Origin of the sequence: Micromonospora sp. WMMD980 (assembly GCF_029626035.1) — a bacterium.
Classification (GTDB): domain Bacteria; phylum Actinomycetota; class Actinomycetes; order Mycobacteriales; family Micromonosporaceae; genus Micromonospora.
This window is the reverse complement of record NZ_JARUBE010000003.1, coordinates 556794-569427: the sequence shown is the minus strand read 5'-3', so window position 1 is coordinate 569427 and position 12634 is coordinate 556794. Positions and strand designations below refer to the sequence as shown.

Below are 12634 nucleotides of genomic sequence, written 5' to 3'. Positions count from 1 at the left end.
TGCTCCCCCGGCACCGGCCGAACCGGCCGTGCGATCCCGGGATGTCCGGTGGTCAGGCCCCGTCGCCTGGTGCGTCCGCGCCCGCCTCGCCGGGCGCCCGCGAGGCGGGCACCACTGGACTGCCGGCCGGCGGCCGGCTCGCCGCCGGCGCGTCCGGCCCGGCGGCGTCGACGGGCGGTTCCGAGGCACCCGGATCGGCCGCGCCCTCCCCCCGGGTGGCGGCGGACCACACGTCCTGCTCGGGTACCGGCTGAGAATCATGCCCGGTGCGGGTCGCCTCGCGCCACACGTGGTCCGACGAGCCGGCCGACGTGGCACCCGCCGGACTTCCCGGCGCGGTCGGCTCCGACGACCGGGCCGACCCGGCCGGTGCGCCGGGCGCGGGCGGCGCGAACGCGCGCAACATGCTGGCCACACCGGCTGCGAGGTCGCCGGCGCCGGTGGCGAGCCGCTCGGCGAATTCCGGACTCGGATCACGCAACGCCGCGATCCCGCGGCAGAGCGGACACACGCAGCATTCCGGCGAGCCGGTGGCGAAACCGGTGCCGGCGCCGCCCGTGCTGTGACCGAGGACACCCGAGAGGATCCCACCGAGCGGGCCCCCACCCGTCCGGGACGAGGCGGCGGCGAGCCGCGCGGTGGCCAGCAACGTGACGACGAGGCGCTCGGCCTCTTCCCGGGCCGAACCCGGATCGGTGGTGCCCATGGTTCGGCTCCTCAAGCGTGACGACCGGGACGGCGATCGGGATCAGTCTGCCGCACCGGGTGTTTCTACCCGGCGCTTGAGCTGCTTCAACGCCGCATCCATGATCATTTTCTCGGCCTTGCGGCGGAACATGCCGAGCATCCCCACCGACAGCTCCACCTCGAGCGTGTAGGTCACCGTGGTGGTCCCGTCCGGGTTACCCACCAGGTCGTACGACCCGCGCTGGGACCGCTGCATCCGCGAGGGCGCGACCAGGTGCCACTCGATGCGGGAGATGTCCTCGGCGTACTCGTAGGCGAGCACGTACTCGTCGGCCAGCACGCCCGCGTCGAGCGTGAACCGGACCTGGCTGGCGTAGCCGTCCTCGTACTCCTCGACCACCTCGGCCCGCCGCACCGCCTCGGTCCACTCCGGGTAGCGGGGGAAGTCGCAGATGACCGCCGCCACCCGGTCCGGTGACGCGCCGATGATGATCGACTGGGTGGATGAGTCCGCCATGGGGGGAGGCTACCCGGCCGCCCGGCCAGGCGGGCGGGTAGGTTTCGACTGAGCCGACCAGGCCGGCCCCCGCCGGTGCGAGCACGAGGGAGTGCAGGTGCGCGAGTTCTCCGTTCCGCCGATCGTCACCGTCGGCGACGCGGCAAACCTGACCGACCCGGTCTGGGACAACGCCGAGGTCGCCCCGGACACCGTGCAGTTCGTCCGGATCCCCGGCGACGCCGGGCCGGCGTCCCGGGTCGAGGTGACCTGCCGGCAGTTCCGCGACGAGGTGGTAGCGGTGGCCCGGGGCCTGGTCGCGGCCGGCGTCTCCCCCGGCGACCGGGTCGCGCTGATGAGCCGCACCCGCTACGAGTGGACCCTGTTCGACTACGCGATCTGGGCGGCCGGCGCGGTCACCGTGCCGATCTACGAGACCTCCAGCGCCGAGCAGGCCGCCTGGATCCTCGGCGACTCCGGCGCGGTCGCCGTGGTGGTGGAGAGCACCGCCCACGCGACACTTGTCGCCGGCGTCCGGGACCGGCTGCCCGAGCTGCGCGAGGTCTGGCAGATCGAGCTGGACGCGGTGGCCGAGCTGGTCGCCGCCGGCACGTCGGTGGACCCGGCCGAGGTCGAGGCGCGCCGCTCGATGCTCACGGCCGACGACGTCGCCACAATCATCTACACCAGCGGCACCACCGGCCGGCCGAAGGGCTGCGTGCTGACCCACCGCAACATCTACGCCGACATCGCCAACGCGGTGCCGGTGCTGCCGAACCTGTTCCGCGAGAGCGCCTCCACGCTGCTCTTCCTCCCGCTGGCACACGCGTTCGCCCGGCTCATCCAGGTCGGTGTGGTGCAGGCCCGGGCCACCATGGCGCACTGCGCGGACACCAGCAACCTGGTCGGCGAGCTGCAGGACTTCAAGCCGACGTTCGTGCTCTCCGTACCCCGGGTCTTCGAGAAGGTCTACAACGGCTCTCGGCAGAAGGCCGAGGCGGACGGCAAGGGCAGGATCTTCGACCGGGCGGAGAAGGTCGCCATCGCCTGGAGCGAGGCCCGGGAGACCCCCGGCGGCCCGGGCCTGGCGCTGCGCGCCCAGCACGCCCTCTTCGACCAGCTGGTCTACGGCAAGCTGCGTGCGGCGATGGGCGGCCGGTGCCGCGACGCCATCTCCGGCGGCGCGCCGCTCGGCGCCCGGCTGGGGCACTTCTTCCGCGGCGTCGGGGTGACCATCTGCGAGGGGTACGGCCTCACCGAGACCTCGCCGGCCGCCGCCGCGAACCTGCCCACCGGCACCCGGATCGGCACGGTCGGCCGTCCGCTTCCCGGCGTCACCGTCCGGATCGAGGACGACGGCGAGGTGCTGATCGCCGGGGACATCGTCTTCCAGGGCTACTGGCACAACGAGGAGGCCACCGCCGAGGCGCTCACCAGCGACGGCTGGTTCCGCACCGGCGACCTGGGCCAGCTCGACGAGGACGGCTACCTTAGCATCACCGGCCGGAAGAAGGAGATCATCGTGACCGCCGGCGGCAAGAACGTCGCCCCGGCGGTGCTGGAGGACCAGGTCCGGGCGCACCCGCTGGTCAGCCAGTGCGTCGTCGTCGGCGACCGCCAGCCGTTCATCGCGGCGCTCGTCACCCTCGACGAGGAGGCGCTGCCGAAGTGGCTCGCCGGGCAGGGCCGCCCGGAGACCACCACCGCCGCCGAGCTGCGCGACGACGAGGCGCTGCGGGCCGAGGTGCAGGCCGCGGTCGACCAGGCCAACCTGTCCGTCTCCAAGGCCGAGGCGATCAAGGTGTTCCGGATCCTGCCGCAGGACTTCACCGAGGCGACCGGCGAGCTGACCCCGTCGCTGAAGGTCAAGCGACAGGTCGTGCACAAGACGTACGCCACGGAGATCGCGGAGATCTACCAGCGCTGACTACCATCCGTCAGGTGCCCGCCTCCACATCCGGACAGCCGCAGACGCAGCTCCTCGCGGTCGGCGCCCGCGCGGTCCTCCTCGCGCTGGTCGCCGCCCTGACCCTGTTCGCCACCCGCGACCCCGCCCAGCTCTGGTGGATCGCCCTGCTCGGCCTCGCCGGGCTGCCCGCCGTGCTCGCCCCGCAGCACCGACTGCTTGCCCCGATCAGCCGGCTCGCCGAGGTGGTGGTGCTCGGGCTGGCGGCCAGCCAGGTCGCCGCCGCCGCCCAGCTCGCCGGCGTCACCGACGGGCGGGGTGCCTCCGCCGTGCTGCCGTACCTCGCGGTGCCGGTCACCGTGACCGCGCTCCGCCGCCGGTTCCGCGAGGGCGCGGCGCTGCTCGCGGTGGCGGCGGCGACGCTGCTGGCCAGCGCCGCGTTCACCGAGGTCGGCGGCGAGCCGCAGCTCGGCCAGGTCGGCTACCTGGCGGTCTGCGGGCAGTGGCTGATCCTGGCCGGCCTCGGCCTCTACACCGCCGGCACGCTGCAGCGGGTGATGCGGGTCCGCGGCGAGAGCAAACCCCAGCCGTACGCCGAGGCGACCCGGCTGCTGACCCAGTTGCGCACGGTCGCCCGCCAGTTGCCCGGCGCCACCCTGGACCCGGGCGGCATCTCCGAGCACCTGCTGGAAGAGCTGCGGGTGGTGGCGAAGACCGACCGCGGCGCGGTGCTCTCCGCCAGCGGCGGCGGCCGACTGGTGGTGCTCGCCCAGGTCGGCGCGGACCGGGTCGACTGGGAGACCACGCTCGACGCCGACTCGGCCATCGCCGACGCCTGGGCCAGCCAGCAGCCGACCGTCTCGGCCCGCTCGCAGGCCCGGTCCCAGCACTCCGGCGAGGTGTCGGCGCTGATCGTGCCGCTCGTCGCGGGCGTGCGCACGGTCGGCCTGGTGGTGATCGAGGCGGACAGCGGCGCCGCGTACCCGCCGCCGGTGGTGTCCCGGGTGACCGCGCTGACCGGCCCGGCGGCGCTGCGGCTGGAGGCCGCGCTGCTCTTCGACGAGGTGCGCTCGCTGGCCACCAACGAGGAGCGGCAGCGGCTGGCCCGGGAGATCCACGACGGGGTGGCCCAGGAACTGGTCATGGTCGGTTACGGCATCGACAACGCGCTGGCCACCGTGCACGACGACGCCGAGGAGACCGCCGACTCGCTGCGCACGCTGCGCCAGGAGGTCACCCGGGTGATCACTGAGCTGCGGCTCAGCCTGTTCGAGCTGCGCAGCGAGGTGGACCGGCACGGCGGCCTGGCCGCCGCGATCGCCGAGTACGCCCGCACCGTCGGCGCGTCCGGCGGCCTGCGGGTGAACCTGTCGCTGGACGAGTCGACCGCCCGGCTGCCGGCCGCCACCGAGGCGGAGTTGCTGCGCATCGCGCAGGAGGCGGTGACCAACGCGCGTAAGCACGCCGGCGCGTCGAACCTCTGGGTCACCTGTGAGGTGGATCCCCCGTACGCCCGGATCGAAGTGTCGGATGACGGTCACGGCATCGGTGACCAGCGCCCCGAGGGGCACTATGGTCTTGCGATCATGGCGGAGAGGGCGGAACGTATCCGAGGCCGGTTGGAGATCAGGCCGCGGCAACCCAGCGGCACAACCGTGGCGGTGGTACTCGGCTCGTCGCCCCGGCGCGATAAGGTGCGCGGCAGCGCCGCAGCAGCAGAAGGGGAGTAACCCGAGGATGACCACCAGCCCGACACCGGCCACCCGGACCAAGGTTCTCCTTGTCGACGACCACGACCTGATCCGCAAGGGTCTGCGACACGCCTTCGAGCGGGACCGCCAGTTCGAGGTCGTGGGCGAGGCCGCCACGGCCGCGGAGGGCGTGCGCCAGGCCGGCGCGCTCCAGCCCGACGTGGTGATCATGGACCTGCGGCTGCCCGACGGCAGCGGCCTCGAGGCCACCCGCGCGCTGCGCAAGTCCAGCGCCTCGATGGGCATCGTCGTGCTCACCATGTACGCCGGTGACGACCAGCTCTTCGGCGCCCTGGAGGCGGGGGCCAGCGCGTTCGTGCCGAAGACCGCCCCGGCCGACGAGGTGGTGGCCGCCGCCCGGCACGCCGCCTCCTCCCCCAGCGCGTTCACCGCGGCCGACCTGGCCGAGGCGATGAAGCGCCGGCTGGCCCCGTCCGGCCCGCAGCTCTCCCCGCGCGAGGGTCAGGTGCTGCGGCTGCTCGCCGACGGCATGAGCGTGGCCGGCATCGCCAAGCAGCTCTTCGTCAGCGAGTCGACCGCCAAGACCCACATCTCCAAGCTCTACGAGAAGCTGGGCGCGGCCAACCGGGCCCAGGCGCTGATGACCGCGCTGCGGCTCGGGCTGCTGGAGGCCCCCGACGCGCCGAAGTTCTGACGTCCACCGCCGGAGAGGCCCGGGTCCGCACGCCGGACGCGGGCCTCTCCGACATCACGGGGCCGGTGCGACCGCGCACGGTGAGCGGCCGGACGCGTAGCGACGGTGGTCTTTGCACCGCGACGGCGGGCGGGCAGAATACCCGGGTGATCCGCGCGGCGGTGGGGCCGCGAGTCGCCGACACCCAAGGGGTAGGGACATGCAGCGGCCGGACTGGGCACCCGAGACGATCGACATCGAGCGCCCGAGCGTCGCCCGCATGTACGACTACTACCTGGGCGGGTCGCACAACTTCGCGGCCGACCGGGCCGCCGCCCGGGCGATGGTGGAGGCGGTGCCGGAGGCCCCGCTGATGGCGCAGGCCAACCGCGCCTTCCTCCGCCGGGCGGTGCACTACCTGGCCGACGCCGGGGTGCGTCAGTTCCTGGACATCGGCTCCGGCATCCCGACCGTGGGCAACGTGCACGAGATCGCGCAGCGGATCGACCCGGGGTCCCGGGTGGTCTACGTCGACGTGGACCCGGTGGCCGTGGCGCACAGCCAGGAGATCCTGGCCGGCGACGAGCGTGCCGTCGTGGTCCAGGAGGACCTGCGTCACCCGGAGGCGATCCTGCGCCATCCGGACGTCACCCGACTGCTCGACTTCACTGAGCCGATCGCGGTGATGATCGTGGCGGTGCTGCACTTCGTCCCGGACTCCGACCGGCCGGACGAGATCCTGCGGACCCTGCGCGCGGCGCTGGCGCCCGGCAGCCACCTGGTGCTCTCCCAGGCCAGCGACGACGGCCGCGACCACACCGGCGAGCGGGCCGAGGCGGAGCGGGTCTACCGGCGCACCGACAGCCAGCTGTTCATCCGCGGCCGGGCCGAGTTGACCGCGCTCTTCGCCGGCTTCGAGTTGGTCGAACCGGGCGTGGTGTGGGTGCCGCAGTGGCGGCCGGACGCCCCCGACCAGGCGGAGAACGCCGAACGGGCGGTCTTCATGGGCGGGGTCGGGCGGCTCGGTGCCTGAGCACGTGGCCGCGCCGACGGGCCGCCGCCCCGGTGTCTTCGCCCGGGCGTGGGCGAAGGCGGTCTCCGGGACCAGCTACCTGCCGATGACCCAGGCCCAACTGGAGGAGGTGCTGCAACGGCTCACCGACCGGTTGGCCCAGGCGCTGCGCGCCGACCCGTTCGACCTGCGGATCGGCCAGCAGGTGGGCGCGGAGCTGGTGCAGTCGCACATCGCCTCCGCCGAGGGGCTGGGCCGCACCGTCGAGGTGATCCAGCTCCGGCTGGTCCGCGACCTCGACCTGGTCGTCGACGACGTCGAGGACCGGATGGCCCGGCTGCTCGCCACCGTCGCCACCGGCTACGCGCGGGCGCTGCGCGACCGTACGCTCGACGAACAGGAGTCCATCCGGCGCGCCGCCATGATGGCCCGGGCGCACGCCGAACGAGCGCTACGCGACAGCGAGGCCCGGTTCAAGCACCAGGCCACCCACGACCCGCTGACCGACCTGCCGAACCGCACGCTGTTCACCGAGCGGCTGACCGCCGCGATCACCACGCCCGGCCGGGGCGCCGACCGGGTCGGGGGCTGCTTCCTCGACCTGGACCGGTTCAAGGTGGTCAACGACTCGCTCGGCCACCAGGTCGGCGACTCGCTGCTGGTCGCGGTGGCGCAGCGGTTGCGCCGGGCGCTCGGCGAGCACCTGGTGGCCCGCCTCGGTGGCGACGAGTTCGTGATCCTCATCGAGCGCACCGGCGGCACCGACGACGCGGTCAAGGTCGCCGAGGCGGCGCTGGACGCGGTACGCGAGCCGGCGCTCGTCGACGGGCACGAGCTGACCGTCTCGGCGAGCATCGGCATCGTCGAGCGCCCGGTCTCCGGCACCTCGCCGATGGAGTTGATGCGCGCGGCGGACAGCACGCTGCACTGGGCCAAGGCCGCCGGCGGGGCCCGCTGGTCGCTGTTCGACGCCGACCGCAACCGCCGGGAGCTGGCCCGCTACGCGCTCTCCGCGGCGATCCCGGCCGCGCTGGACCGGGGCGAGTTCTACCTCGACTACCAGCCGCTGACGTCGCTGCGCGACGGCCGGGTGCTCGGCATGGAGGCGCTGGTGCGCTGGCGGCACCCGGAACTCGGCGTGCTCCGGCCGGACAGCTTCATCCCGCTGGCCGAGGAGACCGGCCTGATCGTCCGGCTCGGCAGCTGGGTGCTGGCCGAGGCGTGCCGCGAGGCGGGCACCTGGTCGGCGGCGGGCGGGGACGCCCCGTTCGTCAGCGTCAACCTGGCCGTGCGCCAACTGCACCGCGCCGACCTGGTGACCGAGGTGCGGGGCGTGCTCGGCCGCACCGGGCTGGCCCCGGAGCGGCTGCAACTGGAGATCACCGAGAGCACCATGATGAGCACCGTGGTCGAACCGGTCCGGGCCCTGCGGGTGCTGGGCGACCTCGGCGTCCGGGTGGCCATCGACGACTTCGGCACCGGCTACTGCAACCTGGCCTACCTGCGGGACCTGCCGGTCAACGAGATGAAGGTGGCCGGTGAGTTCGTCACCGGGCTGCGCGCGCCCGCCGGCGACCCGGGCGCCCGTACCGACGAGCGGATCCTCGCCTCGCTGGTCTCGCTGGCGCACGCCCTCGACCTCACCGTCACCGCCGAGGGGGTGGAGACGGCCCACCAGGCGGACCGGCTGCGGGCCATCGGGTGCGACGCCGGGCAGGGCTGGCACTTCGGCCGCCCCGGCCCGGCGGTGCAGCACCTCACCCACGCGCCGGCGGCGTAAGGAGGGGCCCCTTCTTAACGCATCCGGTAGAGGCGGGGCCCCCGCTCGACACCCGGGGCCGGGCGGGGGGTCAGCTCGGTGGGCGGCCGGGGTCGGCGCCGTCGAGGTAGGCCAGCACGGCCAGCACCCGCCGGTTGTCGTCGCCGGACGGCGGCATCCGCAGCTTGCTGAAGATGCTGTTGATGTGCTTGTCGACGGCCTTCTCGGTGACGAACAGCCGGGCCGCCACGGCCGCGTTCGACCGGCCCTCGGCCATCAGGCCGAGCACCTCGCGCTCCCGCGCGGTCAGCTCGGCGAGCGGCCCGGCACCGTCGCGGCGGGAAAGCAACTGGGCCACCACCTCCGGGTCCATCACGGTGCCGCCGGCCGCGACCCGGCGCACCGCGTCGACGAACTGGTCCACGTGCGACACCCGGTCCTTGAGCAGGTAGCCGACCCCGCCGCGCCGGTCGGCGAGCAGCTCCCGGGCGTAGAGCTGCTCGACGTGCTGGGACAGCACGAGCACCGGCAGCCCGGGCAGCTCGGCACGGGCCCGCACGGCCGCCTGCAACCCCTCGTCGGTGAACGTCGGCGGCAGGCGTACGTCGATCACCGCGACGTCCGGCCGGTGCGTGGCCAGCGCGGGCAGCACCGACGGTCCGTTGTCGACGGCCGCCACCACCTGGCAGCCGAACGCCTCGAGGATCCGGGTCAGCCCGTCCCGGAGGAGGGCGAGATCCTCGGCGATGACAACGCGCACGGCAGCTCCATGCTGATGACGGTGGGTCCACCGGCCGGACTGGTCACCGCCATCGTCCCATCGAACGCGGCCAGCCGGCGTCCCGTCCCGGCCAGCCCGCCGCCGGCCGCCGGCGTCGCACCGCCCCGGCCGTCGTCACCGACCACGGCGGTCAGTCGTCCGTCGGCGTGCCGCAGCTCCACCCACGCCCGGGTCGCGCCGCTGTGCTTGCCGACGTTGGCCAGCGCCTCGGCGACCGCGAAGTAGACGGCCGACTGGACCGGGGCGGCGGCTCGGCCGGGCAGGTCGACGGTGACCTCCACCGGCAGCGGCACGGCCAGCGCCAGCGCCCGTACCGCGCCGGGGAGGCCGCGCTCGGCGAGCACCGGCGGGTGGATGCCGCGGACCAGCCCGCGCAGCTCGGCCAGGGCCTGGCCGCTGGTCTCCCGAGCCTCGGCGAGCAGCCGGCGGACCGCCTCCGGGTCGTCGCGGACCAGTTGCTCGGCCAGCCCGATGCTCATGCTCAGCGCGACCAGCCGGGCCTGTGCCCCGTCGTGCAGGTCCCGTTCGATCCGGCGCAGCTCGGCGGCCTGCGCGTCCACCGCCTCGGCCCGGGTGACGGTGAGCTGGCGCACCCGCAGCGCCAGCGCGGCGCCGCGGGTCGGGGGCAGGAAGAACCCGGCGAACGTCACGTGCAGCCAGACCAGCCAGCGCCCGGCCGCCACCCCGGCGGCCAGCAGCAGCGCGCCCAACGGGACGCAGAGCACCGCCTCGACGAGGTTGTCGAGCGGCCAGAACGGCCCGTAGCCGTACCAGACGCCGGCGGCACGCAGCACCAGCGGCACGCCGAGCAACCCCTCCAGGCCGTACAGCGGGAGGACGAACGCGGCCAGGCACACCGCGCCGGTGACCGCGCCGGGCAGCAGCCAGGCCAGCTCCCGCCAGGTCGCCGGGTCGCCCACCACCCAGCGGAACCGCCGCCAGGTGCCGAACTGCGCGCCGGCCGGCGCCGGCAGGTAGGGCGTGGGCATCTCGACGCCGCCCCAGCCGGCCAGCCGGCGGTGCAGCCCGGCGCAGACCCGGACCGCGGCGGTGACCACCGGGAAGAGGGCGAAGCCGACGCCGAACGCCGGGATCAGCAGCAGCGCGGCCAGCGACAGCACGAACAGGGCCACGTGCGTGGTCAGCGACAGCAGCGCGGTCACCAGCCCCTGGGCGGCGGTCACCGCGGCGGGCCGCAGCCGGGTCCGGAGCAGTACGCGTACCGATGCGTCCACGAGCCCCATTCTCCGGCACCACCGCCGGTCCACCGGTGGTGCTGGCACCACCCGTGGAGTCGGGGCGGCACCCCTGACCGGCGGCCCACCGGCCCGAAGGATCGGATCAGGGCCCGCGGTCCGCGCCGGGCGACGAGTGGAAGGAACCCTGATGTCCCCGCACCGAATGGCCCGGCTGCCCGCCGGCCGCCGCGGCAAGTACGCGGTCCTCGTCCTCTGGCTGGTGCTGCTCGCGGTCGCCGGGCCGCTCGCGTTGAAGCTGGGCGGGACGCAGGACAACTCGACGCTCGGCGCGTTGCCGCCCGGCGTCGAGAGCAGCCGCGCCGCGCAGCGGGCCGAGGCCGCCTTCCCCGAGTCCCGCCGGCAGTTGGCCGTCGCCGTGTACGTCCGCGACACCGGCCTGACCGCCGCCGACCGGGCCCGGGTCGACGCCGACCGGGCGGCCTTCGCCGGGTACGCCGACGGCGGCGTGGTCTCCCCGCCGGCACCGAGCGCGGACGGCCGGGCACTGCTGTTCTCGCTCCCGGTCACCCTCGACGAGGAGCGGCGCGCCGACGCGGTGCGCGCCATGAAGGACCGGCTCGCCGACGCGGCGCCCGGCCTGCGGACCGCGCTGACCGGCGACGCGGTCGCCGAGAGCGACGTCTGGGACGCGTTCGACGGAATGGACGGCGCGTTGCTGCTGGCCACCGCCGTCACCGTCGCCCTGCTCCTGCTCGTCACCTACCGCAGCCCGGTGCTGTGGCTGGTGCCGCTGCTCGCGGTCGGCGTCGCCAACCAACTCGCCGGTGCCACCGTCTACCTGCTGGCCCGGCACGCCGGCCTGGCGGTGGACTTCCAGAGCCAGACCATCCTCACCGTGCTGGTCTTCGGCGTCGGCGTGGACTACGCCCTGTTGCTCATCGCCCGCTACCGGGAGGAGTTGCGCCGACACGCCGACCGGCACGCCGCGATGGCGGTGGCGCTGCGCCGGTCGTACGGCGCGGTCTTCGCCTCCGCGGCGACGGTCGCGCTCGGGCTGCTCTGCCTGGTCGCGGCGGACCTGCCCGCCACCCGCGGCCTGGGGCCGGTCGGCGCGGTCGGCATCGTGGCCGCGTTGCTGGCGATGACCACGCTGCTGCCGGCGGTGCTCGTGGTGTGCGGACGGTGGCTGTTCTGGCCGTTCGTGCCGCGCCACCGCCCCGGCGCGGACGAGCGCAACCGTGAGGCCGACCACGGCGTGTGGCGGCGGGTCGCCGGCCTGGTCGGTCGCCGACCGCGCCCGGTCTGGGTGGGTGCCGCCGTCGCCCTGGTCGCGCTGACCCTCGGGATCGGCAACCTCGCCCTGGGCCTGCCCGACGACGAGTCGTTCACCACCGAGGTCGGCTCGGTCACCGGCCAGCGGCTGGTCTCCGCCCACTACCCGGGCGGGTCGACCGCGCCGGTCGAGGTGCTGGCCGCCGCCGGCACGGCCGACCTGGTCAGCGGCGCGGTCCGCGCGGTGCCGGGCGTCGCGGAGGTGGGCGCCCCGCAGCGGTCCGGCGACGGTCGTTGGGTACGCGTCACGGCGGTGCTCGCCGCTGTCCCGGACAGCGCCGCGGCCCGGGAGACGGTGGGCCGGCTGCGCACCGCCGTGCACGCGGTGCCCGGGTCGCGGGCGCTGGTCGGCGGGCGCACCGCGACGCTGCTCGACGAGCGACGCACCGTGGACCGGGACAACCGGGTGGTGATCCCGCTGGTACTCGCCGTGGTCCTGGTGATCCTGGTGCTCCTGCTGCGCGCGCTCGTCGCGCCGCTGCTGCTGATGGCGAGCGTGGTGCTGTCGTACGCGGCGGCGATGGGCGCGGCCGGGCTGCTGCTCGACGCGCTGGGCCATCCGCGGCTGTTCGTCGGGGTGCCGTTGCAGGCGTTCCTGTTCCTGGTCGCCCTCGGCGTGGACTACACGATCTTCCTGATGACCCGGGCCCGGGAGGAGACCGCGTCGATCGGGCACCGGCGCGGGACGTTGCGGGCGCTCACCGTCACCGGCGGCGTGATCACCAGCGCCGGGGTGGTGCTGGCGGCCACCTTCGGCGCCCTGCTGGTGCTGCCGCTGGTGCCGTCGGTGCAGATGGGGGTGATCGTGGCGATCGGCATCCTGCTCGACACGTTCCTGGTGCGCAGCCTGCTGATCCCGGCGCTGACCCTGGACCTGGGGGTGCGTGTCTGGTGGCCGGGACGGCTGTCGCGTCGCCCGGCCGAGCGTCGGGAGGAGGCCCCGCCCACCGCGTCGAGGAGGGAAGCGGCCCCCGCTTGACACGTCGCCGCCGACGGGCCCGCGCCGTCCGCCCGGAGTGCCACGACCTCGTCCTCGGGGCGGGACGCGGCTCGGGGGCGGGCGGGCGGCGCGCTCGA

Annotated in this window: 10 protein-coding genes; 6 read left to right on the top strand and 4 right to left on the bottom strand. The window is 74.7% G+C overall.

Annotation, left to right across the window (positions count from 1 at the left end):
* Positions 1–52: 52 nt before the first annotated feature.
* Both O7618_RS03190 and O7618_RS03185 read right to left on the bottom strand, forming a co-directional pair.
* Positions 53–706, bottom strand: a complete 654-nt coding sequence (locus tag O7618_RS03190) for a hypothetical protein (RefSeq protein WP_278104442.1) — start codon at positions 704–706, stop codon at positions 53–55.
* Between the two features lie 42 nt (positions 707–748).
* On the bottom strand, positions 749–1204 hold the full coding sequence (locus O7618_RS03185; protein WP_278104441.1) for an SRPBCC family protein: 456 nt from the start codon (positions 1202–1204) through the stop codon (positions 749–751).
* Positions 1205–1301: 97 nt separating this feature from the next.
* Here O7618_RS03185 and O7618_RS03180 point away from each other — a divergent pair, with 97 nt between their 5' ends.
* From O7618_RS03180 to O7618_RS03160, 5 genes are all read left to right on the top strand, one after another.
* On the top strand, positions 1302–3110 hold the full coding sequence (locus tag O7618_RS03180) for a long-chain fatty acid--CoA ligase (protein ID WP_278104440.1): 1809 nt from the start codon (positions 1302–1304) through the stop codon (positions 3108–3110).
* A gap of 14 nt (positions 3111–3124) precedes the next feature.
* Positions 3125–4819 carry a GAF domain-containing sensor histidine kinase gene (locus tag O7618_RS03175; RefSeq protein ID WP_278104439.1) on the top strand — a complete coding sequence of 565 codons (1695 nt, stop codon included), beginning with the start codon at positions 3125–3127 and terminating at the stop codon, positions 4817–4819.
* Between the two features lie 7 nt (positions 4820–4826).
* The gene (locus O7618_RS03170; protein ID WP_007072219.1) at positions 4827–5495 is read left to right on the top strand and encodes a response regulator transcription factor; all 669 of its coding nucleotides are present in this window, start codon (positions 4827–4829) and stop codon (positions 5493–5495) included.
* Between the two features lie 199 nt (positions 5496–5694).
* The gene (locus O7618_RS03165; protein ID WP_278104438.1) at positions 5695–6507 is read left to right on the top strand and encodes an SAM-dependent methyltransferase; all 813 of its coding nucleotides are present in this window, start codon (positions 5695–5697) and stop codon (positions 6505–6507) included.
* A gap of 85 nt (positions 6508–6592) precedes the next feature.
* Entirely contained in the window at positions 6593–8266 is a 1674-nt protein-coding gene (locus O7618_RS03160) for a bifunctional diguanylate cyclase/phosphodiesterase (RefSeq protein ID WP_278109889.1), read from the top strand.
* A 70-nt stretch (positions 8267–8336) separates the two neighbouring features.
* Here O7618_RS03160 and O7618_RS03155 read toward each other — a convergent pair whose 3' ends face one another.
* Both O7618_RS03155 and O7618_RS03150 read right to left on the bottom strand, forming a co-directional pair.
* Positions 8337–9005 carry a response regulator transcription factor gene (locus tag O7618_RS03155; protein WP_278104437.1) on the bottom strand — a complete coding sequence of 223 codons (669 nt, stop codon included), beginning with the start codon at positions 9003–9005 and terminating at the stop codon, positions 8337–8339.
* On the bottom strand, positions 8957–10261 hold the full coding sequence (locus O7618_RS03150) for a histidine kinase (protein WP_278104436.1): 1305 nt from the start codon (positions 10259–10261) through the stop codon (positions 8957–8959). The genes O7618_RS03155 and O7618_RS03150 overlap by 49 nt, the downstream gene beginning before the upstream one ends.
* Positions 10262–10412: 151 nt before the next feature.
* Between O7618_RS03150 and O7618_RS03145 the strand changes: the two genes are divergently transcribed.
* Positions 10413–12536: an MMPL family transporter gene (locus O7618_RS03145; RefSeq protein WP_278104435.1), complete on the top strand. Its 2124-nt coding sequence runs from the start codon at positions 10413–10415 to the stop codon at positions 12534–12536.
* The last annotated feature ends 98 nt before the right edge of the window (positions 12537–12634 follow it).

What these genes read in the sequence shown, in the direction of transcription:
- O7618_RS03170 (WP_007072219.1), top strand. Translation starts at nt 4,827, where the DNA reads ATGACCACCAGCCCGACACCGGCCACCCGGACCAAGGTTCTCCTTGTC.
- O7618_RS03165 (WP_278104438.1), top strand. Translation starts at nt 5,695, where the DNA reads ATGCAGCGGCCGGACTGGGCACCCGAGACGATCGACATCGAGCGCCCG.
- O7618_RS03160 (WP_278109889.1), top strand. Translation starts at nt 6,593, where the DNA reads ATGACCCAGGCCCAACTGGAGGAGGTGCTGCAACGGCTCACCGACCGG.
- O7618_RS03190 (WP_278104442.1), bottom strand. Translation starts at nt 706, where the DNA reads ATGGGCACCACCGATCCGGGTTCGGCCCGGGAAGAGGCCGAGCGCCTC.
- O7618_RS03185 (WP_278104441.1), bottom strand. Translation starts at nt 1,204, where the DNA reads ATGGCGGACTCATCCACCCAGTCGATCATCATCGGCGCGTCACCGGAC.
- O7618_RS03145 (WP_278104435.1), top strand. Translation starts at nt 10,413, where the DNA reads ATGTCCCCGCACCGAATGGCCCGGCTGCCCGCCGGCCGCCGCGGCAAG.